Annotated in this window: 19 protein-coding genes; 6 read left to right on the forward strand and 13 right to left on the reverse strand. The window is 38.1% G+C overall.

The genetic code is table 11. From position 1 onward, the window contains the following. Nucleotides 1–29: 29 nt before the first annotated feature. The 4 genes from PH210_RS07110 to PH210_RS07125 all read right to left on the reverse strand — a co-directional run bounded on the left by PH210_RS07110 (nt 30) and on the right by PH210_RS07125 (nt 9,914). On the reverse strand, nt 30–1,961 hold the full coding sequence (locus PH210_RS07110) for a PhoX family protein (RefSeq protein WP_289984215.1): 1,932 nt from the start codon (nt 1,959–1,961) through the stop codon (nt 30–32). 240 nt (nt 1,962–2,201) lie between these two features. Beyond that, nucleotides 2,202–5,285 (reverse strand): efflux RND transporter permease subunit, encoded by a 3,084-nt coding sequence (locus PH210_RS07115; protein WP_289984216.1) that lies wholly within the window; start codon nt 5,283–5,285, stop codon nt 2,202–2,204. Between the two features lie 219 nt (nt 5,286–5,504). Next, on the reverse strand, nt 5,505–8,252 hold the full coding sequence (locus PH210_RS07120) for a bifunctional YncE family protein/alkaline phosphatase family protein (RefSeq protein ID WP_289984217.1): 2,748 nt from the start codon (nt 8,250–8,252) through the stop codon (nt 5,505–5,507). A 381-nt stretch (nt 8,253–8,633) separates the two neighbouring features. After that, nucleotides 8,634–9,914 carry a VTT domain-containing protein gene (locus tag PH210_RS07125; protein WP_289984219.1) on the reverse strand — a complete coding sequence of 427 codons (1,281 nt, stop codon included), beginning with the start codon at nt 9,912–9,914 and terminating at the stop codon, nt 8,634–8,636. A 221-nt stretch (nt 9,915–10,135) separates the two neighbouring features. Between PH210_RS07125 and PH210_RS07130 the strand changes: the two genes are divergently transcribed. Further along, nucleotides 10,136–13,258, forward strand: coding sequence for an efflux RND transporter permease subunit (locus PH210_RS07130; protein ID WP_289984220.1), 3,123 nt, complete (start codon nt 10,136–10,138; stop codon nt 13,256–13,258). A gap of 50 nt (nt 13,259–13,308) precedes the next feature. Here PH210_RS07130 and PH210_RS07135 read toward each other — a convergent pair whose 3' ends face one another. Together PH210_RS07135 and PH210_RS07140 are read right to left on the reverse strand one after the other, a co-directional pair. Next, on the reverse strand, nt 13,309–14,397 hold the full coding sequence (locus tag PH210_RS07135) for a PrsW family intramembrane metalloprotease (protein WP_289984222.1): 1,089 nt from the start codon (nt 14,395–14,397) through the stop codon (nt 13,309–13,311). A 742-nt stretch (nt 14,398–15,139) separates the two neighbouring features. Then, a complete protein-coding gene (locus PH210_RS07140) occupies nt 15,140–15,376 on the reverse strand; it encodes a helix-turn-helix domain-containing protein (RefSeq protein WP_289984225.1) in 237 nt (78 codons plus the stop codon). A 217-nt stretch (nt 15,377–15,593) separates the two neighbouring features. Here PH210_RS07140 and PH210_RS07145 point away from each other — a divergent pair, with 217 nt between their 5' ends. From PH210_RS07145 to PH210_RS07165, 5 genes are all read left to right on the forward strand, one after another. Further along, nucleotides 15,594–16,250, forward strand: coding sequence for a response regulator (locus tag PH210_RS07145; RefSeq protein WP_289984433.1), 657 nt, complete (start codon nt 15,594–15,596; stop codon nt 16,248–16,250). A gap of 1 nt (nt 16,251) precedes the next feature. Next, nucleotides 16,252–17,358: a sensor histidine kinase gene (locus PH210_RS07150; protein ID WP_289984226.1), complete on the forward strand. Its 1,107-nt coding sequence runs from the start codon at nt 16,252–16,254 to the stop codon at nt 17,356–17,358. A 115-nt stretch (nt 17,359–17,473) separates the two neighbouring features. Next, nucleotides 17,474–18,412 carry an ABC transporter ATP-binding protein gene (locus tag PH210_RS07155; RefSeq protein WP_289984228.1) on the forward strand — a complete coding sequence of 313 codons (939 nt, stop codon included), beginning with the start codon at nt 17,474–17,476 and terminating at the stop codon, nt 18,410–18,412. A gap of 12 nt (nt 18,413–18,424) precedes the next feature. Then, nucleotides 18,425–19,537, forward strand: coding sequence for an ABC transporter permease (locus PH210_RS07160; RefSeq protein ID WP_289984230.1), 1,113 nt, complete (start codon nt 18,425–18,427; stop codon nt 19,535–19,537). After that, nucleotides 19,537–20,682, forward strand: coding sequence for an ABC transporter permease (locus PH210_RS07165; protein ID WP_289984232.1), 1,146 nt, complete (start codon nt 19,537–19,539; stop codon nt 20,680–20,682). The genes PH210_RS07160 and PH210_RS07165 overlap by 1 nt, the downstream gene beginning before the upstream one ends. A gap of 46 nt (nt 20,683–20,728) precedes the next feature. Here PH210_RS07165 and PH210_RS07170 read toward each other — a convergent pair whose 3' ends face one another. From PH210_RS07170 to PH210_RS07195, 7 genes are all read right to left on the reverse strand, one after another. Continuing rightward, entirely contained in the window at nt 20,729–21,241 is a 513-nt protein-coding gene (locus PH210_RS07170; RefSeq protein WP_289984233.1) for a DUF3231 family protein, read from the reverse strand. 106 nt (nt 21,242–21,347) lie between these two features. Next, nucleotides 21,348–22,442 carry a Ger(x)C family spore germination protein gene (locus PH210_RS07175; RefSeq protein WP_289984235.1) on the reverse strand — a complete coding sequence of 365 codons (1,095 nt, stop codon included), beginning with the start codon at nt 22,440–22,442 and terminating at the stop codon, nt 21,348–21,350. Continuing rightward, nucleotides 22,439–23,539: a GerAB/ArcD/ProY family transporter gene (locus tag PH210_RS07180; RefSeq protein WP_289984237.1), complete on the reverse strand. Its 1,101-nt coding sequence runs from the start codon at nt 23,537–23,539 to the stop codon at nt 22,439–22,441. The genes PH210_RS07175 and PH210_RS07180 overlap by 4 nt, the downstream gene beginning before the upstream one ends. A 1-nt stretch (nt 23,540) precedes the next feature. Then, complete coding sequence (locus PH210_RS07185; protein WP_289984238.1) at nt 23,541–24,905, reverse strand: spore germination protein; 1,365 nt, start codon at nt 24,903–24,905, stop codon at nt 23,541–23,543. Between the two features lie 77 nt (nt 24,906–24,982). Next, nucleotides 24,983–25,117 (reverse strand): DUF3231 family protein, encoded by a 135-nt coding sequence (locus tag PH210_RS29735; protein ID WP_354669967.1) that lies wholly within the window; start codon nt 25,115–25,117, stop codon nt 24,983–24,985. A gap of 299 nt (nt 25,118–25,416) precedes the next feature. After that, nucleotides 25,417–25,557, reverse strand: coding sequence for a hypothetical protein (locus PH210_RS07190; protein WP_289984240.1), 141 nt, complete (start codon nt 25,555–25,557; stop codon nt 25,417–25,419). Nucleotides 25,558–25,617: 60 nt separating this feature from the next. After that, a complete protein-coding gene (locus tag PH210_RS07195; RefSeq protein WP_223590070.1) occupies nt 25,618–25,791 on the reverse strand; it encodes an asparagine synthase in 174 nt (57 codons plus the stop codon). Nucleotides 25,792–25,902 lie beyond the last annotated feature (111 nt).

The raw sequence follows: 25,902 nt of genomic DNA on the forward strand, positions 1-25,902 counted from the left end.
ATCTATTTAACTCTTAATCCATATAGCGATTAATCTTGATCGTTATCTTGCAAGTCGCCAAGTTTAGGCATTCCAGAAATATATCCTACTCCACCGGTACGATCAATACCAATTTCTTTCTCCATTGCTGCTTGTAAATCAGCTTTATCTACTGCTGTTATATTCTTGCCTTCAAGTTCATCCCCCGGATGCTGGAAGTTGCTCATAATATAAGAATGTCCTCTGCGGTTATCCACTGCAGCTAAACCAGTTGCTTCTGCACCGGCAGGAACGGATAAAATTCTTGTTAATTCTTTTGTATCGACATTATAAGCCCAAACGAAGTTATTGGTATGCATGCCGCTATCCTCACCGATGAATAGTGTTCTTAATGATTCAGAGAAGCTTAAATTATCGGTATTGGCTACTGAATTCACATCTGCTGTATTTCCATATGAATCAGAAATAGCCTTTCCATTCGTATCTAGTAAATCTTTACCTGCGATTAATCCGGACATTTTCGAAGCAACATATTCACTTTTAATTGATTGTCCATTGCTGTCCTTTTGACCAGCTGTTAAATCCAATTGATACGTCACACCGGATTTAATTTTTGGCAGTTTCATATCATCAACTGGATCTGACGAATTTGCGGTCATACCGTTGCTTTGATCCGAAATCGCAATGTAAACTTTCTTATCCTTTTCGTTTAGAGTTACACCTTCCATTTTGTTAAATTCAGATGTAGCTCCAAGTAGTGCAGCATAACGGCGTGACTCTAAGAACGCTGCCGCTTTTTCCATTCCTGGTTTTACTTTCAAGTATTCAGTTTTTCCATACGAGTATTGCTTAATTGCTTTGAAGCCGGCTTTTGGAACATCAGAAGTTTCGAAAATATCACTGAATTTAACCTTGCTGTCGATAATATCTTTAATTTCTTTATCAGAGGCATGGCCAAGTTTAATCCATTCTAAGTTTCCAGCACCACCATTTTCCGTTCCTGTTTGGTGGAATTTTGCCGCATATAATGTACCAGCAGATAGATCCTTCGCTTTATCCGCTACATACATAAACATCGTCGTATAGGAGCCGTCGTCACCAAAGAAGGCTGTACGATTATCCGGCATCATTTTCATCAATTCGTGAGAAAAACGGCCAATACTGTAATGCTTTTCAACCGATGCGTTCCCATCTTTGTTTACCGAAATTTCAGGAATAAACCCATAGAAGTATGGATTTGCTTTTTCTGCTTTACCAAAGTAAAGCTTAGCAAAGCTTTCTACTTGTGCTCGTACTGAAGAAGTTGAATTAGATTCAAAAGTACGGGCATCCGGTTCATACTCCTCTGACCCTAAGTGGGTATTCCACGGTGAAAGAGATCCGTTACATGGGATCCAAAGACCATTTACACTTGAAAAATCAATTTTTTTAACCGCTTTAGGTGTTAACTCTCCCGTTTTCTTATCCTGGTCAAGAGTTGTTAGAGACATGGATGCAGGAACGATACCATATGCGGATTTGCCAGCGGCATCTATAGTCTGGTATTCATAATGAGTTACCATGTATAGTTGTCCGTTAATTGGCTTCATTAAACTATTAGAATCGGGAGCATCAGAAACATAATATGTCGGTTTCCCTTCCAAACTTGTATCCATAATCGGATCACCATTTACATCAATCGGAGTACCGGCTGGAATCAGCTTGCCTTTGTTAATGGCTACTTTATCTTCAGACTTGAAAAGTCTCTTATAAGTAAGTGGGAAATTCTTCACTTCACCATTGCTGTACTTTACTTCCATTGATGCGTTTGTGTAAGTTTTAACCATTTCATCAATCTTTTTAGGAGCTTCCATTCCAATAAATCGAACCGAGTCGATTTTCGCATCCCCGCTGCTTGCGAACGTAGGTGTTACGGCTGGAATCGTAAGTGCCAATGCGAGTGCAGCGGCTGCCCCTTTTTTGCCAAAACGGATTTTTTTCATATTTATCCTCCTCAATTGCATGCTTTTTTCTCTACGTATCCATTAAACAAAAAGAATATTAATGGCACGTTTCTCTTTTGTTAAGGGAATGCAAAGATTTTGTAAAGTGAAGAAAAATCATCCTTTTAGACTATCAACTTTATTAGGATTATTGAGGCTTTTTACCTGAATTGATAAAGAAAAAAAGGGTCAGCTGCGGTTAGCGGCTGCCCCTTTGATTATTGAAATTGGAAATCAAATCTATGCTGAAATTTTGGACTGTTGCGAGGTCTTTGTTTTTCTCCCTCTTCCACTCATCCACTCATACATGATTGGAATGACTAAAAGGCAAATAAGCGTCGAACTGATCATGCCCCCTACAACAACTACACCTAATGTTTGTGACACGATGGTGTCTGCTTTACCTGACACAGCTAGAGGAAGCAAAGTTAAAACAGTTGTACATGCCGTCATTAAAACGGGTCTGACACGTGTAGAGGTCCCGCTCATGATAGCTAATTTTGGTTCAAATCCGTCTCTTAGATTTCTTTCAATTTTATCAACAAGGACAATCCCGTTGGTCACGACGATCCCCGTCAACATCAATAATCCCACTAATGCTGCGAGATTCCATTCAAGTTTAAAAATAAACATTCCGATTACTGAGCCAATAAAGGCTAATGGGATACAAATTAATACGGTCATGGGAGCTCTCCATCCCCGAAAGACAGAACTTATGATGATTAGTACAAGCAAAATGGAAAAGAATAAAGCAAGCGCCATTTCGTAAATCATTTCATATACCTGCTGAGGAGCACCCACGAATGAATACTCAATACCCTCCGGCAGCGGAATTTTTCCAAGTGCCGTTTTGACTTGTGTTGACACTTTTCCAATATCACTGGAAATGATGTTTGTGGTAATCACAGCATACGGATGTCCATCCTTATCCTGTATCACCGATGAACCTGTTGGCTCTAATGTTGCAAGCTGATCCAATCTCACGCTTTTTCCATCCTTATCTTGGAAGGTCTCACCGCCCATTAACGTAAAGATATCCTTTGAAGTGCCATTTTGTTTATCGGTATGAATAACAATTGGAAATTGATTTTGATTAATTGAGATGAACCCTTTTGTTCCTTCCGCGGTATATTGCTGAATTCGATTGATAACGTCCTCCAGCTTAATACCAAAATGTTCGATTGCCTTGCGGTTTAGAGTAATCTGATACTGGGTCATATGATCATCAGCTTCCGCGGCCCCTTGTACGGATAGACCTGGAATGAGTTTAAGCTCGTTTCGTATGGTCTGAGCCATTGTTTCTAGTGTTTGACTATCTGAACCTGTAAGATTAATTTTTAATTGGGAATCATCGCCTGCAATATTTTGATTTGAAACAGCGTAAACAGCTTTGCTTGACAACGAGTTTAATTGATTTTGTAAACTCTTAATAAAGTCATTTACATCCGTACCGTTTTTAACCTTTATGGATAAATTGGCAATATTCGGTTTCTGAAGCCATCCGCCTCCTGCATCGAATACATCATCCGATTGAGGAGTAAACGAAGATCCAAGTCCTGAAGAAAAGGACTCAACTTTAACATTCGTTCCCAATAAGGCTTCCAATCTTTTTACTTCTGCATCGACATCGGCTAAAGAAGTATTTTGAGGCATTTCTATTTGGACAGCGATTTGACCAGTTTTGGCCGTTGGCAAAAAATTCACTGGCAGGAAGGCAGCTCCCAACGATGTTAATAGAAATAATGAAACAAAGGTTAAAACTACTTTTTTCTTGCGGTCAAATACCCAAGTAAGAATTTTATGGGCAAACGATTCTAATTTATCCACGCCAGACACCGGTTTCCCCTTCCAAAACAGGTTGTAAAGTGCAGGAACAACCAAAATGGAAACGAATAGGGAAATAATTAAGGCAATGACCACAGACCAAGCAAATCCGGAAAAAGCTGAACTCACCATACCCCCAATAAGCGCGATTGGAACATAGACGGCAACCGTTGTCGAAGTTGATGATACAATCGCAGGAATCATTTCTCTTACAGCCTGTGTCAGCGTGTGAACGCTTGTTTTCACGTTTGCCTCATGTACTTTACGGTTCATATTATCAAGGATCACGATCGAGTCATCGACTACCCGGCCCATGGCCACAATAAGTCCTGAAACAGTAAGAATATTGAGACTAATACCCATGGTTTTTAATAAGCCAGTTGTCGCCAAAAGACAAATTGGCAGTGAAAGGACAATTAATAAAGTAGAACGGACTTTTCGGAAAAACAGAAAAACACAAATCATTGAAAACAAGCAGCCTAATAAACCTTCTTTTATTAGACCTTTTAGAGAGTCATTAACCTGCGCTCCTTGATCAAATAAAATAGAAGCCTGAATATCTTTATTCTTCAATGCAGGAATATCTTTGATTTTGCTCTTTATCCGATCAGATACATCTGTAATATTGGATGTTGAAGTCTTTAAAACATCTAATAGGACGCTTGGTTTCCCATCGGTTCTTGAGATCGTCTCCAGGTTGACAATGGAATTTGAAATGCCTGCAACATCTGATAGAGGAACCGTTTTGCCTTCTCCGTTATGAATAGGCAGCTTCAATAGATCTTGTTGAGTTAAGCCCCACCCAGAAACTTGGACAGGAATAGATACCTGGTTGTTTGACACCTTTCCCTCTAATCCAGTCCTATAGTTTTTTTCAAGTGATTGTTTTACGTCATTAACGGTTAAACCGGCTTTCGTTAAATCTTCCAGTCGAAGGCTAACCGCATATCCGGCTGTTCCGCCTCCTGATACTCGGACATCTTTTACTCCTGGTACAGTTTTCAATCGATTGACGAAATCCTCTTGAATAGAGGATCGGAGCATATTTTCTGAGATATTTTCAGATGAGCTCATCAGACTCATTCTTATAATGGGCATGGAATGAGTACTAAGCCGTGTTACCAGCGGTTTATCAATCCCAGCCGGCAATTTGACATCAGCCAATACTTTTGTAACCTGTTCCTCTGCTTGTTCCATATTAAAATTCATAGGAAAGTTTAGACTGATCAACGACCCGCCATTAAAGTAGTTTGTTTCTACATCTTGAAGACCATCCACGACCCTTACTGCCTGTTGGATAGGTTCTGTAATTATTGCTTTTACTTGATCTGCTTGGTAATTATCTGCACGGACTGTTACCGAAAGGGTTGAATTGTTGATTTCTGGCAGGTAGTCCCTTTGTATCTGCCATGCAGACATTCCACCCCACACGAGTATAAGAACTATTAAAGTTAAAATAAGAATTCCGCGCTCCATCATTTCATTAATCAATGGTTTCATGTCATTTTATTCGGGCAATGAAGCCCGAAACCGCTCCCCCTCTTTTTTCAGTAATTGGATGGTGCCAATGGCGGTCAGCTTTATCTATAAATTTTCACGTCCGCCACGACTGGCATGGTATAAATCTTTCACAACAATAGCTACCCTTTAGGATAGCTATTGTTGTGTTTCAAATTAATTTTCGATTCAATCCCTTATAAGAATAGAAGAAATTGGCTATTACTCATTGTCAGTAGTAGTCGGAGCAAAGCTTTCAGGCTGTTTTTCGACCTCTTCTGGTGCAAGAGCTTTTTTCTCACCTGGGTATGGTTTATCAAAGCCTTCTGTCGCATACCAAACGGCATGATTTTGCATATTTGCGTTGATTTCATCCGGTACCGCATTTTTGCCGGTTAACTTATCTTTGTTCTTGTTGGACCACTGTGTCCATTTTTTCGAAAGTTCCTTTGCCTCCGGTGTTACGTTGGTTGTGTTGGCAAGAACTGCCGTATTGGCTTCCGGTGTTCCGTTTAAGGTGTCAAGCGGGATTTGGTTTGGCACAAATTCGTATGGTGTAAAGTCCGGCTTGTTCGTAAATAGTTCACTCATTGGCTCTGCAGCTGCATCGTTTTGGTTCATTGTCGGAATTCCAAGAATCTGCTCAATACTGCGAACCATATTGATGACAGTCCAATAGTGGCTGTTTGTAATCCCTTTCTTCACCCAAGGACTGATGACAAATGCAGGCTGACGATGTCCGTCAACGTGATCTAGACCGTTTTGGGCGTCATCTTCTGTAACGATAATGACAGAGTCTTTCCAGTAAGGACTGTGTGAAATCAAGTCAACAATTTTACCGACAGCCAAGTCATTATCCGCAACCATCGCTTGAGGTGTAGGGAATCCTGAAGCGAGTCCGTTGGTATGGTCATTCGTTACCCACATTGTCGTAAGTGCAGGTAAATCATTGTTCTTCACATGTTGTTCAAATTGTTTTTTGAAAATTTCAAATCGATATTGGTCTGGTATGCCCATGTCAAACGTTGGGAATGTTTTATGTGTAATTGGTTCTAGTGACGGAATATCCGTTTTTGCTTCATAGTTTCCAATCGGAATATGAAGATCGCCTTGCTTTTGGCCAGAAAGAATTAAATAATCATTATACCAATCAGTCCAAGAGCCTTGCGGCAACGTTCCGGTAAAAGCAGTTGTATCTTCTCCGAAGTTTTCTACAGTCTTGCCATGTTTAAGGGCTTGATCCCATAAATGGCCGGTAGGTGCATATGCCATCGCATCTCCAGCACCACCAGGATAGCTTCGAACGTTTGCAGCATCTGTTTCTTTATCCTCATAGTCATTGTTGGTTCCTTGCATTACCCATTGGTGTCCGCTTGCTGATTGGATACCGCCAACATAAGTATTGTCCAAAAGCGGGAACGTAGTAGCCAGTTTATGCAAGTTAGGAGTTACTTTTTGCGGGAACTGCGTTAAAGCTACTTCTCCGTTTCCTTTTCCAACATCACCCAATACTTGGTCATATGTCCGGTTTTCTTTGATAATATAGAATACATGTTTAATCGTTGAAGGCTCACCGATACGTTCAGGCATCGCAACAGGCTTTCTATTGTCACGCGGTTTCGCGTTAAGATCCTTTAAGCCGTACCAGTTATTGTTTTTGTACACTTGGTCTGTTCCCTTTGCTAAGGCCTGTGCAGTCGGGAATGGAATCAAGGAAAGTGACCCTTGCTGCGCATAGGAAGAGTGACCGTTTACGGTTATTCCTTGGATGTTCAAATTACGTGTCGGCCCGCGTGATCCAATACCATCAGCATTGGCAACGACCAGATTTTTATTGGCTGAATCGACTGCGATATCGACCGGGAACCATGCTGTTGGTAAAAGTCCTTGCAATTCAGGTGCCTTATCTGGAGCCTGCCAGTCATAGACCGCAATGGCATTGTCACGGCCAAGGCTGACCATTAACTTGCCATCCACCATTTTAACAGCGTTTGGAGCTGAACCTTTTGGCGCATTTGGATATGGTTTGATGTCGATTGTTTGGACCACATTATTTGTCTTTGAGTCAATAACAGAAACGGTGTCACTATTTGTGTTGGTGACAAATATGTACTGACCTGACTGTGTCATCCGTTCCGGCTGCACGCCAACTGTAATGTTTTTAACCACTGTATTTGTCGAAAGGTCAACCACTGCAACGGTTCCTGTTGTAGTGGCACCTGTTTTATCTGTCACAACTGGAGTTCCAGAAGAGTCAACCGTAGTGTCGCCTGCTTGAGCTTTGCGGCCGCCTTGGTTTGTTACATATGCGAAGTTACCGTCAACTAATACGCTAGTAGGAGCATTTTCGACGGCAACTTTGGTTAGTGCGCCAGTTACCGGATCAATGACACCAAGGCTGTTGTCACGGTTTAAAGCAACCAGAAGCTTGCCGTCTGGCGCAACTGTAATATCAAGCGGGTTGATATTACCGCCGACAGATGCTTTAGGAAGATTGATAGATTTTAGAACTTTTGGAGTACCATCTTGTCCAACAGACAGAACGACCACTTTACCAGTTGAGCTTGACGACCCAGTTGCATATAGCTGGCTTCCGTCTTTTGAATAAGCCAAGCCCCACATACTGGAAAGACCTAAGCTGATATCCTGGGCTTTCATCACTCCGCTTGAAAGATCGATGACATTGATTCCAGTGCCGCCGTAATTGTTGCGGCCAACGATGGTTACTGCAGTCTTTCCATTTGGATTAACAGCAACAGTCATCGGGTTCCCGCCAAATTCAATTTGTTTTCCTGCAGGTGTAATCAACTGGTTAACAGGTGTCTGCACGGAACCATCTGCTTGTTGACCCACTAAATTGCTTCCAAAAACACCGTCTTGCGCAGCATAGACACCCGCAGAACCTAAAAGCATGGTACTTAATGTAATTCCCGCAAACAGCCTTTTCTTTTTTCTAAGTTTCTTTAACATCTCTCTCACTCCCTTTTTTTGGTACGGTTTAAGATTACTCCTGTTTTATTAAGCACTTATTGATTAAATGTTAATTACAAATTAATAAAATTCTGACTAATTATCTAAAACTATCGACCTAGTTCAATTTCGAGCATTTTTATTTTTTAAAAAAAGGCTCTGTTAGACTTAGTTGTTGATTTGCGCTCCAGTCGCTTCGCTTTCCGCGGGCGTGCCGTGGAGCCTCCTCGGCGCTTTGGCGCCTCCGGGGTCTCCCCTGCCCCGTACTCCCGCAGGAGTCTTCGCGCCTTCCGCTCCAATCAACAGTGTTAAAAATCAATACTGTTCTTTAACATAGCCTTAAAAAAAGAAAAGCTGCCAGAATGGCAGCTTTTCTTTAAACTACTGATTTTTTTTCAAAACAAGTCGAATCATTTCAAACAATAAGAAGTTAAAAAATATCCAGACACCGCCATAGACATATCCGCCAACAATATCACTTGGAAGAATTTCGCTCGATGCTATCTTTGCTATGGTTACCCCCAATAATACGACTATGGCTACTATGGGGCCCATAATTGTAGTAATTGTGTTTTTCGGATGGCGGACAAGTAAAAATAAACATGTTCCATAAATAGTGATGGTTATCAACGAACTTATTTCAGGAAAAGTATCAGAATGAAATTTCCCTACGAACCCTAGCGATTGAAGTGAGGAAAAAATCTGTATGACTGATTCATGAAACAACCTTGCTCCTAAAATGGGAACAATTAGTAGAAGAAACTCAAGCAGCCTGTTTTGTCCTTTTCTCCAAATTATGATGAGGGTTATTCCAATTATGGCACCGAAAGCATACGGAGATTGGAATAATTGAAATAAACTCATCCATCTCATATAAATAGCTGCCTCAACCAAATATTCAGTGACATCATCAAACTGGCTAAACTCACCAAATAAATAGTCTTGAGCCATACCAAGCATCAATGTCACCATACCGATTAATACGAGAGTAAGAAAAATGAGAAAGAGTTCTGTTTTTCGAATGGTTTTAAGATGATGAAGCAGCCGTTGTGTGAACCGTATAAAAAAATCCTTAATTTGATTTTTATAAAACCGGTAGGCCAAATAACCTGCCAACAAGATTGCAAAAACAATGATAAAGATAATTAAATATTTGCTTGCTGAATGATGGAAAGCCTGCCACCTAGGGCCCAATACTTTTCCTAAAGTAATAAAACAAAATCCCCACAAAAATGATCCAATATAAGCAGGTAGTATAAATTTTCGAAATGGCATTTGTGAGATCCCCGAAATATACCCCGTAAAATGCCTGATTCCCGGTATGAAATAAGCGAAAACTAACAATTTACTTCCTGAACGCTCGAACCAGGCAGCTGTTTTTTTATATCTTTCCGGTCCCATGTGGATGTACTTTCCGTATTTTTCAATAAGTTTATATCCTCCTGCCTTCCCAATCCAATAGGTTACCGTAATGCCCGCACCGCCTGCAGCAAAGACCGTCAGGAGTGCAAAAATATAATTCATTTTTCCCTGAAAGACAAAATAACCAGCGTAACTCATTAAAAATTCTCCTGAAATGGGCAGCGCCATAAGCTCCAGGAAAATACCTATAAATAAAATCAGATAGCTGTGATGTTCAAATAAAGTGATTAAATGTGACATTTATATGCCTCCAAATTTAGAACCGAAATAGAACTTGTATGGATTCTTCCCACCTAGCTCTATTTAAAATGCTAGCATGAATTCTTCTTTCATTTTGCATCTTAATCAATTATTAATCTTTTATTAAGGGAACATACACGTTCGTTTTATACACTTAAATTGCCCAAATATGGGAGACTGTATCATTCTAGTTTGATAAGAAAATTACGGGAGGCAAAATAATGAAAAGATTAGTAGAGGCAACCATGCAAAGAGCCATTCTGATGATTGTTTGTGTGGTTATCATTTTAGCCTGGGGCGGTATTTCTGCTTATCAGATGCAAAGAGACTATTTGCCGGGAATTAATAATACTACCCTTTCTGTTAGTATGAGAGTGCCTGGTTACCAAGCAGCTCAGGTCAAACAGCAAGTAACGGATAATCTGGCAAGTGCCGTCAAAACAGTCGATGGTTTATCCAATGTTGAATCCACTTCTTATGACGGCGGATTGTTTATGAGTTTGTATTTTCCAATGAATACAGACATGAAGCAAGCAGAAGATCAAGTAAACAAAGCGTTGGCAAATGCAGACCTACCGTCAACCATTACAAGTACACCCTCGGTAACACGATTAACAACTAGTTCATTCCCAATTTTGACTTATAGCGTAACAAGTTCGAAATTGGATGAGCAAACATTACGTTCTACTGCCACACAGGAAATTGTGAAGCAATTAAAATCTGTTCCTGGTGTATCAGATGTATCCGCCATTGGTGGAGCAAAAGATGGTTATGTATTAACTGTCCGCATGAAAGACCTAGTGAAAAATGGATTAACTTTAGATGATGTAAATAAATCGTTTGCTTTGGCTGTTCCATCCATGCCGCAAGGGAATATCGTTAACAACCAATTATCGATACCTGTCTCTTTTGATGGGTTACCATTAACTGAGAAGCAAATGGAAAACGCAACAATTAAGAATAAAGAAGGAAAAGTTATTCCTGTTTCAGCGTTCGGTACGATCACGCATTCTTTGAATGACGTTAAAACTGTTTCCCGAACTAACGGAGCACCAAGTGTTACTTTAAATGTAATCAAGACACCATCAGCCAATATCACGGATGTGGCTGATCAAGTAAAAGATCGTGTTGCACATCTTCAATTAGATACCGTGAATCCAAAAGATGTTTCGTTCAAAGTTCTACTTGACCGTGAAAAAGAATTAAACAGCTCTTTATTCGGATTAGTTCGGGAAGGCTTGCTTGGCTGTTTATTCTCGATGATTTGTGTGTTCTTCTTCTTCCGAAATGTTAGAAGCACATTATTAATTGCGATTTCACTGCCAATTTCTTTACTAGCAACAACTGCTTTCTTAAAATCAATGGGTATTACATTAAACATTTTAACCGTATCTGGTTTGATTGTAGCAATGGGTCGTATTGTCGATGATTCAATTGTTATCTTGGACAATATGTATCGTAAACGGGAGGAATCAAAGGATAAATCTCTACTATCCGTTCTAGCATCATCTGTTGTTGAAATGCTTCCAGCTATTTTGGGCTCAACGCTTACAACAATCGCCGTTTATATTCCGATTGCTTTTGTCGGCGGGGTAATTAGTGCATCTTACAGTGGATTTGCTTGGTCAGTCGTCATTGCACTTATTATTTCATTCTTTGTTGCGATGCTTGTCATTCCTGCCCTTGCTTTTATGGGATGGAAAGGCGGCAATACAGCAAAACAAACGGTCAAACTTGATAATACAATGAAACCTTTATTGCAGTCTGCTTTTAAACACAAAAAAGCGATGATTATTGTTTCTATCTTAGTCTTTTTAGGTGCTGGTATCTATTCTGCTTTCCTTCCAGTAAGTTTATTGCCTAGTGGAAAAATCGGACAAATTGCCATTAAAGCTGAATTGCCTAAAGGAAGCACGTTAATTCAAGTTGATTCGGAAGTGCAAAAGATTGAAAAAACATTAAAAGAGAATCCAAAAGTTACTGCGTATTCAGCCAACTTTGGCTCAACCATGACACCGCAAAGTGATGACGTGTTTGACCAAGGAGGCGGCTTTATCACTTATCCAAATGTCGCCAACCTTGCTGTTGTGCTGAAGAACCAAAAGGATGCTGATTCTGTCATTAAACAGTTACAAAACCAGCTTCCGACATTATCTAAAGATGTTACTTATACTGTAACAAGCCAGAACATCTCTGGTGATGATTCACAAATGCGTATCTTATTTACAGGTTCGGACCAAACAACATTAGACCAAGTTGCTCAAGAAGCTAGAACAAACTTATCCAAGGTTGCAGGCCTAAGTGTTGACGGAAAAGTTGATTTAACAAATGGTTCACCGAAGTATAAAGTGACTTTTGATCAAAAAGCAATTGAAGAAAAAGGTGTTAAAGTTTCTGACATCCTGGGTGTGATTAGTCGTTACATGTCTGCTTCTAAAGATGCAACGATTACGATTGATCATAAAGCCCTTCCTGTAGACCAATTTTTAGATCAAATTGCATCAGGAACCAACTCTACAATTTCATTAAATGCTTCTGCAGATGATGTTTTAGCATCTCTTGCGGCTGAAACAGTTGCTGGAAATAATGGTGAAATGGTTCGTTTTGACCAAATCGCAAAGATTGAAAAAGACCAATCTCCTTCAACCATTAGTGAACGAGATGGTCAGCCATTCTCCCTTGTTACAGCACAGATTACATCTAATGATATTAGTAAAGTGTCGAGCCAGGCAGATGAAGCTCTAAGCAACATGAAGCTACCTAAAGATGTGACGTATTCATTAGGCGGAATTACTCAACAAGTCAAAGATATGATTTTCGATATGTCTGTTGCGGTTGCATTCTCGATTCTTTTAGTATTGCTGATTACTTCTTCTATTTTCAAAGGCTGGAGAGCACCACTATCAGTACTATTAAGCATTCCACTTGCATTAAGTGGTGTGGTTATCGCATTGGTTATATTCCATGGTGAATGGAATCTTGCAGCTTTAATCGGTATTCTAATGCTTACTGGTATTGTTGTAACAAACGGTATTGTGTTAATTGATAAAATTGAAAGAAATCGAAAAGAAGGAATGCCTGTTAAGGAAGCTGTATTGAACGGTAGTCTTTCTAGGATCAGACCGATCTTAATGACAGCTGCTGCAACAGTCCTTACTTTGTTACCACTTGCATTTTCACACAATGCCGACACAGTAATTTCTCAAACGCTTGGTATTGTCGTTATTGGCGGTATGGTAACATCAACAATTAATAGCTTTATTATCATTCCTATTATCTATGAGTGGCTGCATAAAAAATCAGCAGTCAAAAACGCGAGTTCAATAACGCAAGGCATACACTAATAAATATTCACACCCAAAAAACACCGACTTCTTAGTCGATGTTTTTTGGGTTATTTCATTTCATTCAAGGGACTTATGATTACCCTCCCCTTCTTCTCAGCGATCTCCTTTAAGCCCATCCGAATCATGCGAAATACGAGAATCCATGATGCGGTCATCAAAACGATTTGTCCAACCGGAAAAATACCTGGAATCGGAGCATCCCATAAAGCATGCAGCAAAACCACGATAAAAAATATCCGAAGGAATTTTGCTTTTATAAACATGTTTAATTCCGGATGTTTATCCCCTTGTACCATGCAAAATGCGGCACCAGTCAATGCAGCCCAAGCAACATGTCCGCCAGGTGCTAAAAAACTGCGCCAAAGGATGGTGGAATAAAGGCTTGAAAAACTACCTGAAAGAAGTGCCCTTAATGCATAACCAGCAGTTTCAAACGCTGCGAAGCCAGCGCCAACCGCAGCACCTATCAGAAGACCGTTAAGAATATATCTGTACTTAATGTTGCGCACGAACAGGATAACTGTCGCAACCTTTGCCAGTTCCTCGGCGATTCCTATCGTGATGGGATTGATGTTATGCCTTAAGATATTAAAAAAAACAAGGGCGACCAGCATCGATAGAATACCGCCGATAAACACCACGTAAATGACTCTATAAAAAGCAATATTCTGAGGTGCATTCATTTCCCAGAAGAATATTAAAGTAGTAAATGGCACCGCAAAAGCACCTACAATAATAAGTCCTGGTAAGAAGTTAATATTTTTGAACAAGCTGACACCCAAAAACAATCCAAGGAAAGCAATAAGTGCAATGATGAAAACCCTCGTAAATAGCCAAGGTTTTGGCCATGTTTCCTTTACTTCCTCTATTTTAGGAGTAGTAAGCGCTGTTCCAACGATAAAAAGCCGTTCAGCCTCAAGAATACTATGATTTCGGAACACACGTGAAAATATATTTTGAAATTTTGGTTCAACCGACCGTTCAAATTTAGGAACCATGTCTACATAATGGGCAAATTCATAGAAATAGCTGTTTTCATCCTGGTTACCATTCTCAGGGCGTATAAACTTTTCGCCGCAGTTTAAGCAAAACTTTACCCCATCTGGATTAACATAAACACATCCCGGGCATTTCATTGGCTTCTCCCCTTTCATTTTCTAATCTTAAATGTGCTAATAAATGTATGATTCCCTTTTGAAACCAATAATACCAATACATTTTTTGCAAAATTTTATCGCAAAAAAGGCAGGAGGATTTGAATTCCTTCTGCCTTTTTGTATTAATCCGATTTGCCAAACAGAACGGAAGGATTTCCAATTAATATCCAGTAAATGTCTAAAGTTTCGAAAATTTTGTAGTAAGAGAGAGGAAAGATGTCATAAGTGGCAAAAAAGATGTAGTAAGTCTTCTTGTATTGTGGGATTTACCAATAAATATCCAGGAAATGTCGTAAGTTTCGAAAATTATGTAGTAAGTAAGCGGAAAGATGTCATAAGTGGCAAAAAAGATGTAGTAAGTCTTCTTGAATTGTCTGATTTACCAATTAATATCCAGTAAATGTCGTAAGTTTAGAAAAACACGTAGTAAGTTAGCGAAAAGATGTCATAAGAAGCGAAAAAAATGTAGTAAGTCTTCTTGAATCCTCCTCTTATATTAAAAAAATCTATTATTGATTTAAAAAATCATCGAAATGAAAAAGCGATTCGTGATTTCAACATCATGAATCGCTTTTTAGCTTATAATCCTATTTCTTTCAAAATACTTTCCAATGTAGCCCCTTTATACGAATTTTTAGCCTTTGGAGCTTCGGCTGCAGTAAGATTTTGTAATACAAAGTTTTTGATAATATAATTCATGTCTTTTCCATCCACCACTTTATCAAATCAATGGTTCTTTTTCGAATAATTCCTCGTTGTTTTGCATCACGAGGGCATCATGCCAAAGCCTTAATTTCAGTTGAAGGTTTTCATATTTGTCCGTTTCTTCTTCTAGGCTGATATTTAATCTTTTTGACAATAAGTATGTAATTTCCCCTGAGTATTCCGTAATATCTCTTTCTATCTTCCTTAAATGTGTAACAGAGCAAATTCCTTCACAAAGCTGACTTTGGGTCAATCCAGCTTTTTTTCAATAAAATTTGATAATTTTCCCATCAATCATTCATGCACCCCATGTTGGATTTTATCCATAATTATAGATTGCTCGTTATATTTTACAATAAATGTCGGTATTGTAATAGACAAATATAGAAAGTGAAAATTTTACAAAGCAAGATTACTGGCTTCCCTTAAATGCGTTATAATGGAGAAAAAAGGAAGTGACCGGCGGGGATATGGCTCCACTAGAACCTAAAAAAATTAAGTTGATTATTGCCGATGATAATTCATTTATCCGGGAAGGCTTAAAAATAATTTTAAATACATATGAAGAATTTGAAGTGTTGGATACGGTGAATGATGGAAAAGAAGCTATGGAATATTGCATAAAGCATGTGGTGGATATTGCCTTGCTGGATGTACGCATGCCGAATATGAATGGTGTGGAAGCAACGAAGCTCATTAGCGAACAAACGAAAACCAAACCAATCATTTTAACTACCTTTGATGATGATGAGTACATATTGGAGGCCATCAAAAATGGCGCAAAAGGTTATTTATTGAAAAATAACGACCCGGAACGAATTCGAGATGCGATAAAGAGCGTCATGAACGGAAACAGTATTTTACAGGATGTTGTATTAGAGAAAATTAAATCTAACTTATCGGAAAATAAAGAAACAGAATCGAAAATTGACGCCTCCCTGTTTACCGAAAGAGAACGGGAAATCATGTCGCTGATTGCCAAGGGCTATTCAAACAAAGCCATTTCCAAGCAATTATTTATTTCTGAAGGAACTGTCGCCAATTACATCACTTCAATATTAGGGAAAACAAGATTAGAGCATCGAACACAAATAGCCATTTACTATATTACTGGGAAAGTTGAATAAGATGGATTTTTGGATTATTTTTAGCAAGCTCGCTTTATTAATTTTTATAGCCTTTACCTGTGTCCGGACCGATATTAGTCACATTTCATGGGTTGTTTTCGCTATTCTGCTTTATTTCTGTTTGAATATCACTTTAAATATCTTTAAAAGGATTTCAATAAAAAGAATCCTGCTGTTACTTTCAATCGGGATATCGATTACATCCTATTTTGAAATAAATTCGTTGTTTATTTTACTTTTACCGTTTGCTTTGATTGAATTGACTGCTGATTTTTTTAATAAAAAAATAATCATCCTGCTCATTTCCATAGTCCCTATAATAAACATTAATGAAGCATTACAGCCTCTATATGGGATAGTAACGATTTTTTGTTTCATGATTTTTACCATTATATCAGTGTACGGGGATCGACTAATAAAAAATGAAGAACAAATGGATTCAATGAGAAAAACGCTTCAAAAAATGACCAAAAACCTTAATGAAAATACAGAATACATCCGCCAGTCAGAATACACCTTTAAATTAGAAGAACGAAATCGAATTTCACAGGAAATTCACGATAAAATCGGGCACTCCATAACGGGGGCACTTTTTCAAATGGAAGCAGCCAAGCGTTTAATCGAAACCGACAAACTCAAAGCAACAGAGCTGCTGCAAAATGCCATTAATATTTCCAAGGATGGAATTGAAAACATTCGATTGACTCTAAAAAATATGAAGCCCCCTTCTGAGCAGGTGGGGATTCATCGGATCAAGTTGATGATTGACGAATTTGCCGCAAAACATCAATTTAAAACAGTCCTGACTCACGATGGCAATTTAGATATCATTACCCCGATTCAATGGAAAATCATCCATGAAAATACCATAGAAGCCTTAACCAATACCATGAAATATTCCAATGCAACGCTCGTCTCAGTTGAATTGAAAGTGTTAAACAAAATGATTCGTGTAGAAATTAAGGACAATGGTTCCGGTGCGGATAAAATTAAAAAAGGGCTAGGTATTATCGGGATGGAGGAACGCACTGCTTCCTTGAACGGGAAAATTATTGTCGATGGAACCCGCGGATTTTCTGTCACCACCCTCCTCCCCATTCATTCATGAAAAACTCACGCAAACAATATGAATAATCTCATGTGAAAAGAATGAACGATTGCACTTATTTCTGTTCATTCTTTTTTTTATACTTAAACCATACAAACGATTTAGGGGTGAAAAAATGAACGTTTTAGAAATCAAAAATTTAACAAAAAAATTCAGTGATTTTATTGCTGTCGATAATATGTCTTTAACGGTTGCCGAGGGAGAAATATTTGGATTCCTGGGTGCTAATGGAGCAGGAAAAAGTACCACCATCAATATGATTGCCGGCCTTTTGCGGAGTAATGAAGGTGTCATCAATATCCTTGGTAAAAATGCGGCCAAAAACAGCCGTTTTGCCAAGATGAACATTGGGATGGTTCCTCAAGATTTAGCGATCTATGAAGACATGACTGCCTATGAAAATGTGAAATTCTTTGCTGGTCTCTATGGACTGCGGGGTCAGGAACTAAATGAAAGAGTGGAAGAAGCGCTGGAGTTCGTCGGTCTTCAGGATAAACATAAAAGTTATCCTAATAGTTTTTCGGGCGGGATGAAACGAAGGCTGAATATTGCCTGTGCCATTGCTCACCGTCCAAAACTGATCATTATGGATGAACCAACGGTTGGAATTGATCCACAATCACGGAATTATATCTTAAATTCCGTTCGAAAATTAAATGAAATGGGCTGCACCATTATTTATACCAGCCACTATATGGAGGAAGTCGAGGAAATCTGTTCTCGCATTGCCATCATTGACCATGGCAAGATCATTGCTGAAGGTACAAAGGAACAGTTAAAATCTATCATCACCAATACGAAGGATTTATGGATTGAAGTCAAATCAACGGAAAAAGTAAATGTGGAGTCCATAAAAGCAATCAATGGAGTTGAAGCCGTACAGATTGATGAAAATCTTATCAAAATAAACTCGGACACCGGCGTTAATAATCTTAATAAAATCATTGAGCATTTTATCAATAGTCATCTTGAAATCCGCTCTCTTCAAGAAAAAGCGCCAAACTTAGAGACTGTTTTCTTAACATTAACAGGGAGAAACCTGCGTGACCAATAAGGGGGATTTACTTTGAACATATTGAATATTGCTTGGAAAGGAATTAAAACGGACTTCCGGGATACTAGGACCTTGTTTTTTATGCTCGCTTTTCCGGTCGTGCTGATGCTTGTACTCGGATCTGCCTTATCGAATACCTTTGGAAATAGCCTTCCTGTGGATGACATTCATGTTCTATATCAAGATACTTCACATAGTGACAATTTTAATCAATTTATCGATGCCGCCGAAAAATCTGGGATTCACTTTCAAAAAGTGACCGAAACCATCAATCCCCAAAATGAAGTAAAACAAAGCAAATATGATGGATATGTAGAAGTGACACAACAAGGTTTACAGCTATATGTCAATAACGGGAATAGCATTGAAGGGAGTATCCTTCAAGGAATGCTCACTTCCTATGTTGATAAATACAATATTGCTTCAGAGATCATGAAGGTTGCCCCTGAGAAGCTGGAAAGTGCCTTTACTCACAAACAGAAGGATGATTTTATTAAGGAAACATCCGTCCTTCCAAATAAACAGCCTGGTTCGATGGATTATTATGCGATAGTGATCACAACGATGATTGTCCTTTATGGAGCGATGTCATCAAGTTCTTTAATTATCAGTGAAAGGGTCAGAAAAACGGCAGATCGTTTAATTGCCTCACCAGTGAGGAAAAGTGAAATTTTTATCGGGAAAGTCTTAGGGAGTCTTGTAAGTAATACCATTTGTGTCCTATTAGTCATTTTGTTTAGCAAACTATTTTTTAAAGCAAATTGGGGCAATCATTTAGGTATGGTTATCCTCGTCTTGCTGACAGAAATCATCTTTGCCGTAAGCATGGGAATTGGGCTCAGCTTTTTGACAAAGACAAGTGCAGCTCCAAGAATTATCATCATGCTGTTTGTCCAGTTAGCGTCATTTTTCGGTGGGGCATATTTTAAAATTGATAATCCGCAAGGAATCTTTAAATTCATTACGGAGCTCTCTCCCCTTACCTGGGTAAATTCAGCCATTACCAAAATGATTTTTGCAAATGATCTTTCAGCAGCCATTCCTGCAGTGACCATCCATTTGACTGGTGCACTCATATTCTTACTTGTGGCTGTCATCTCTTTACAAAAACGGGAGGGATTATAATGAAGGATATCCTCTGGTTAATTCAAAATACACTAAGTGTAACGTTCCGAAAAAAGAAAAATATTATTTTATATCTATGTATGCCATTAATCGGTATCTTTATTTCCCTGCTCGTTTATGGCGGGGATCAAAAAGCAATCCTGCATGTCGGAATTGTCAACCAGGACAATAGTGAAATCGCATCCGATACCATCAAATTTCTAAAAGGCTTGGAAAATGTTAAAGTTGTAGAAATTCCAAATGCAAAGACGAAAGATAAAATCATTTCTGGCGATGTGGATAGTGTTATTACCTTTGAAAAAGGGTATTCAGAAAGTGTATTATCCGGTAATCCTGCGCATATCCAGATTACTTCGATCAAAGGAGCTCAAATCACGGGATTTGTTAAATCCTATTTATATCAATATGTTGATAATATTTCGACGATTAGTATTGCCGCTGCTGGAAATCAACAAACTTTTAAGCAGATGTATCATGATTTTCAACAAACCAACTACAAACTGACTACTCATTCCTTAGAGGATACATCCAAAAACAAGAATATGACCAATCAAACAATTGGCTTCCTAATCATGATCATGCTTATGTCTGCAGGAAATATGTCAGAGATTATTCTTCTTGACAAAGAAAACAGAACCTATTTCCGCTTGCTTTCGACCCCCATAAATGCACGAAAATATTTATTAGCGAATGTCTCAGTGAACATGATTATTATGACGATTCAGGTTCTCATCACGTTAACGATCATGAAAATCCTTTTTAATATCGGCATTAGCATGTCATTTTGGCAGGCAGCGTTCGTGATGATTCTATTTTCATTTATTTCAGTAGGGCTCAATTTAGTGATTGTTGCATTTTCCAATAGCAGAAGTGCTGCAGGAGCAATGCAGAATTTGATTATTACCCCGACGGTTATGATTTCCGGTTGCTTCTGGCCGGTCGAAGTAATGCCAAAAACGCTGCAAAAAATAGCTGATTTCCTGCCACAGCGCTGGACCTTGGCTACCCTGACAAAACTGCAAGAAGGAAACTCCTTCAGCAGTTTATCATTAAATTTTATGATTCTGATTGCTTTTGCGGCAGCCTTTTTCCTTATAGCCGTTTATAGGTTCAGCAGAAATAATTCAACTCAGAACTTTGTGTAAAAAAAGCCTGTTCCTTTCTTAGGAACCGGCTTTTAATATAAGGTTCTTAACAATCACCGTGCTTATTTAAATGCAATGGCGGCGGGATGAGCCACCCTTTCTCCTTATTTAAGCGGAGTACTTTTGCCCCAAGTGCTGCCTTTTGGTTGTGTATTTGAAGAAATAACATAGCTACGTCTTCCCTAATTGATTTACCTATCACTTGACTGCTGGTTACAAGCCCTGCAGCAATATCTGCTGAAAGTGTTGCGGCAATAGCAGGATCCGGAACTCTAGCTCCAACCGGAATATCCTCCAAACATGCCTCGGGAGGCTCTGGTGCTGCCGGCGGTAAACCAATACCATTTTCTTTTAAGAGTTCTTCCACTTGTTTCTTATCATGCTGGCAATTATCTATTGCTTCTAATAATAATTTTTTTAAATCATCGTCACCTGCATGGTTAATCAAGGTTTGATATCCTGCAATCATACCATTTCCTGCTAATACAGTTGCCCAAAGGTCAAAAGCTTCACCGTAGTGTAATGGTTCCTCTTTAGGATTTCCACTTAAAATTCCCATTGTTGCCCTCCTTAGTAGATAGGAAAATGAATTCATGTAAAGTGCCACCTTTCTTAAAGCACATAAATAACCTTCCCAATACTAAATAAATTAATGATTCTAAAATTTAGTACATTGTTCCAGTTCCTTTTAATTTAACATCTGATTTTACATGAAATTCAAGTTTGGGGTACAGGTTCTTCCACTGATATAATTCATTTTTCGTAATTCCATGTTTAACCTGATATTTAAGCCCCAGGCCGAGCGGGTCTACCTCTAATTTCTGAAGGTGTTCCAGGAAGTTTTTTACCCTTGCACTAACTAAAATTGCGGCTTTTTTTTCGGATTCTTTTATATCGCTCCTGCGATGCAAGTTTTTTTGAGATTCTTCTATAAATCCTTTGATTTTAATTTGGACGTCAACATAAGGATTTCCCTTTTTCGGTATAATGATTTTCATGTTTGTTTTCGTTTGTTCTGCATTTACAAAAATTTGATCTTTTCCTTTCCCAACATCTATTAATGCTGTCTTTTCTGGATTTAATAGTTCATTTAATAATCTGGTTTCATCACGATTTAATTCAGCTTTTATTGTCTTTCCTTTTAATACAACTGAGGTATTAATTTTAAAAGAACCATTTATCGGTTTAATAATTGGTAAATAAGGATCTATACCACTTTCTCTTAGTCTCATATAGTAATCATTTAATATTTCGGACAAGACGTATGGGGATCTATTTGTTACTTCATTAAATGCCAAAACTAGAGCATTGGCTGGCAGTCTTTCCGATTTTACTTTCCAAGAAAGTACTTCTTTTGCTGATGGCTCACCAACAGCTACATAAGTAATGCCCTGGATATCGGGACGCTTAATAAACCATTTCATAAGGTCCAATTGATTGCTTTGCATGATTTTTTTATCCAAAACAATCACCCTGCAATGCCCAAAATCTAATTTTTTATCTACTAATGATTGAATCACTCTAATAGCTTCCGAAATTGAATTTGACTCTTGGGTGATGATTTGAAAATCCGATTTACCTGCCTCTACTTGTGCGGAGGGAATTGTTAATTTCAGCATGACACGAAAATGATGTTTAGCATTTTCAGGTTGATCGATTCCAATCGCTACAACAAAAAAACGCTTATCAATATCATTAAATTGGCAGCCAGCCAAAAAAAATGTAACCATTATAAAAATAATTAATAAATGATATTTCATGCCTTTTGCCTCCTGGAGATCAAGTAAACCAAAACTACTAGCATAAACTCAGCAGGGAAGCGAATATTGAGCCACAGTTTGACAATATAAAAAAATTGTCTTTGGTTAGTTATTGCTTGCAAAATAAGGGTAAGAACCCCCATTCCAATTAAGAACACAAATGTAAATAGTTTTTCCCTTTTTATATTAGTCTTAGCAGAAGTATTCTTTCCAATGAATACCCCTTCTAATAGTTTTAATCCAATATGCCAGGTGATAATCCCGAATAACAGTACCAATAAAAGGTATAAGCACAGAGTCAAATATAAAACCCGTTCGATGAAACCAAATTCCATCCTTAAAGAATCTGTAATAAAGATCCATGGAAAGACAACATCGTTTACTCCATTAACACCTAAAAAGCCCATCGGGATGAAAAAGGTTGAGCAAAGGACAAAAATCCCAATAATAGGAAGAGTCCAGAGAACCTTTATAAGTTTTCTTGAATCAATGAACCGATTTACAATGGCCAAATTAATATATCCAATAAAAATATAAGTGGCTGCAGATATCGAACTGTAACTTGGAATTTGCCAAATAAAATGACCCATTCTTTTTATATGGTCAAAATAAAAGAATTTACTTGTGATGGCTTTAAATAGAATAAAAGCTACCATAGGGGCAGCAATGACAATAATGATTTCTGTTAAATAAAGGATTGAATCGGTTTTCTTTGAAGCTCCAAAGATTATGATGAAAAGAAGGAACCCCAATATGAGTAGTAAGTTCATTTCAGGATTAAGATACAATTTGACTACATAACTGTAAGAAACTAAAGCAAATGTGCCCGATGCCATCCACATAATTCCCAAAAATACTAAATACGGGTTACGAATATAGGCCGGAAATTTCTCGTGGAAGATTTCTGGAAGTCCTTTTTTGGGAAATCTGCTCATTCCAATGATAAATAAAAAGATAAATAAACTGCCGATGATTATGCTAATTACTATAGATATAATGGAGCCATGAAATCGATCTTGCACTAAAACCATCGGGACATTTAATATGATGTTCAACATCATTGTCAACATGACTATATAGAAAAAATGACGAGTCAAATTAGTGGTGTCCCCCTTTTGGGACATTGGTTATGGTTTCAATCTTATCCGAAGACCCCCATGATATCGATAAAAATGGAGTTCCGAAGCTTCGCATATCTACTAAAATGCATAATAGTACAATTACTCCGCCTACTAATCCGACCATACCAAAGAAACAGGCAAATAAGATTAAAGGATACCTGATACAGCGAATCGCAAAACTCATGGCGTTGACAGGGATCGTAAAGTTTGCAATTGCCACAAATGCTGTGACGATAATCATGATAGAACTAACAAGCTGCGCCTGCTGCGCCGCTTGTCCAAGAATGAGTCCGCCTACGGTCGTAGCGGTTGGTCCAATTGCTTTTGGCAGTCGAATACTTGCTTCGACTAGCATTTCAACGGCTAACATCATAAAAAGAACCTCATAAAAGGATGGATATGGGACCCCCGACCTGCTTCCGGCAATTGTTAAAGTTAATTGTGACCTAAGTATTTCTGGATTATAGGACGTGATAGCAATATATAATGCAGGCAGGATTAATGTGACTAGAAGAGCCAAATAGCGAACTACTATCATAAGCATTTTTATCCAAAAAGAATGAAATAAATCATCCATGGAAGAGATAAAATCAAAAAAAACGGCCGGAAGAATCAATGTGAATGGGGTACCATTGATCAAAATAATAACTTTTCCTTCCGCCAGGTTCAGGACTGTTCTATCCGGCCTTTCCGTTATCATCATTGTAGGGAATAAATGAATCTTCCTTTTATTTAAGGCATTTTCTAGTTGTCCTGCAGACTGAATAACATCTATATCGATTTTACTCAAACGATTTTTTACCTCGTTTATTACTATTGGATCTGCATAATTAACATCATAAAGAATGGCGATTTTGGTCTTTGATAATGTCCCAATTGATTGGTATTCAACCTTTAATTTTTCAGATGGGTACCTTTTTCTAATAAGTGCAAGGTTTGTATTTAAATTTTGTGTAAAAGCTTTCTGGGGGCCTTGAACAACCATTTCTACGGTTGCATCTTCTGGCTGGTTATTTAATACTGATATAACTTTATAAGAATAAATTTCGTTCGAAAAAAAGATTAGAACATTTCCTAATAATAACAAATTTGTAAGATCTTCTTGATTTTGTATGACTTGACAATGGGTTAAAGATAACAAGTGCAAAAGAAATTTACTTTCTTTTTCACATAACATCAATGGCTGGATAATATCGGTTTTAATTTTTTCTGCATCACATAGGTTTTGGATATAAACCAGGTGTATTGGTTGGTTGTAATACTCAAAGGAATGTATGATCAGGTCCTTCGTTTCTTGTAATTGCTGCTTCAAGGTGTTAATAATTTTATTTTGAATTTTCATACATCCACACCTTTTTAAAAGTGAAGTTATTGTTTCTTATTTGCCAATTCCTAGCAATTTCCTGCCAGCGGCGGCTGCTACAGCCAACCGTATTTTATTAATAATTCGGCTCCGTCCTCTGCATATATTCCTGCTTCCGTCATTAGCTTCGTGAATTCCAAAGCTAAATCCCTTCTTTGAGAAACGGATGCACCAGCACCAAAATATCCAATGGATGGATAACGAGTCGTTTATATATTGAGTCCAAAGATTTGCGATTTCTGCTGATGGAAGTTCTGCGTTATGCTAATATTTTCCACTTAAAAGCCTCCATAAAAGTAGATATATTTGTATACTTCACCTTTTAATAAGTTATTAGCCTAACTTTTTCTTTCCTATCGAAAGAAATATGTTTTATAGTTCCTTGAATAAATTTCCATTTATATGGAAAAATATATCTTACATCATGAAGTACAACATCGAAAAAAGGTCTGGGAATTATCCCAGACCAACTCACACTATCAATTTTTTATTAACTCTTTTGAACTTGATCCACTTGATTGTTTCCATATCCAGGGACACTGCCCGCATGCTCTTTATGATATTTTGTTCCTGAACCCTGCTGGTATTTACCTTTTTGGTTCTCATTTCTGTTTCGTTGTTGATTTGACATGAATATCTACCTCCAAAGTTGAAGAAGGTGAGCATGTTCTATTGCCCATCCTTCTATTTACTAACGACGATGTTCAATAAGGTCATATACTCCCAAAACGATGTGAGCTAATCCGAAACCAAAAACGGTATTGGCAATCATTTTATTTGTCCCCCGTTTTTGTTTTAATGCATATCCAGTCGCGGTTACGGCTGAGCCTAATGCAGTTGGTATTAAACCTTCTCGAATATTCATGTATAATCCCCCTACATCGAAGTTAGAAAATGGTGTCAATTCACCATTTTTAGTGTTGCCTTAAAGGATGCATGTATGCTTATTCCAGGTGTTTTAAATATCTATAAGATA

It is taken from the genome of Paenibacillus sp. BSR1-1 (assembly GCF_030403775.1).
GTDB lineage: Bacteria > Bacillota > Bacilli > Bacillales > Cytobacillaceae > Neobacillus.

Excerpts from the sequence above, each read along its gene's own strand:
- PH210_RS07110 (WP_289984215.1), bottom strand. The coding sequence starts at position 1,961 with ATGAAAAAAATCCGTTTTGGCAAAAAAGGGGCAGCCGCTGCACTCGCA.
- PH210_RS07115 (WP_289984216.1), bottom strand. The coding sequence starts at position 5,285 with ATGAAACCATTGATTAATGAAATGATGGAGCGCGGAATTCTTATTTTA.
- PH210_RS07120 (WP_289984217.1), bottom strand. The coding sequence starts at position 8,252 with ATGTTAAAGAAACTTAGAAAAAAGAAAAGGCTGTTTGCGGGAATTACA.
- PH210_RS07125 (WP_289984219.1), bottom strand. The coding sequence starts at position 9,914 with ATGTCACATTTAATCACTTTATTTGAACATCACAGCTATCTGATTTTA.
- PH210_RS07130 (WP_289984220.1), top strand. The coding sequence starts at position 10,136 with ATGAAAAGATTAGTAGAGGCAACCATGCAAAGAGCCATTCTGATGATT.
- PH210_RS07135 (WP_289984222.1), bottom strand. The coding sequence starts at position 14,397 with ATGAAATGCCCGGGATGTGTTTATGTTAATCCAGATGGGGTAAAGTTT.
- PH210_RS07145 (WP_289984433.1), top strand. The coding sequence starts at position 15,594 with ATGGCTCCACTAGAACCTAAAAAAATTAAGTTGATTATTGCCGATGAT.
- PH210_RS07150 (WP_289984226.1), top strand. The coding sequence starts at position 16,252 with ATGGATTTTTGGATTATTTTTAGCAAGCTCGCTTTATTAATTTTTATA.
- PH210_RS07155 (WP_289984228.1), top strand. The coding sequence starts at position 17,474 with ATGAACGTTTTAGAAATCAAAAATTTAACAAAAAAATTCAGTGATTTT.
- PH210_RS07165 (WP_289984232.1), top strand. The coding sequence starts at position 19,537 with ATGAAGGATATCCTCTGGTTAATTCAAAATACACTAAGTGTAACGTTC.
- PH210_RS07170 (WP_289984233.1), bottom strand. The coding sequence starts at position 21,241 with ATGGGAATTTTAAGTGGAAATCCTAAAGAGGAACCATTACACTACGGT.
- PH210_RS07175 (WP_289984235.1), bottom strand. The coding sequence starts at position 22,442 with ATGAAATATCATTTATTAATTATTTTTATAATGGTTACATTTTTTTTG.
- PH210_RS07185 (WP_289984238.1), bottom strand. The coding sequence starts at position 24,905 with ATGAAAATTCAAAATAAAATTATTAACACCTTGAAGCAGCAATTACAA.
- PH210_RS07190 (WP_289984240.1), bottom strand. The coding sequence starts at position 25,557 with ATGTCAAATCAACAACGAAACAGAAATGAGAACCAAAAAGGTAAATAC.
- PH210_RS07195 (WP_223590070.1), bottom strand. The coding sequence starts at position 25,791 with ATGAATATTCGAGAAGGTTTAATACCAACTGCATTAGGCTCAGCCGTA.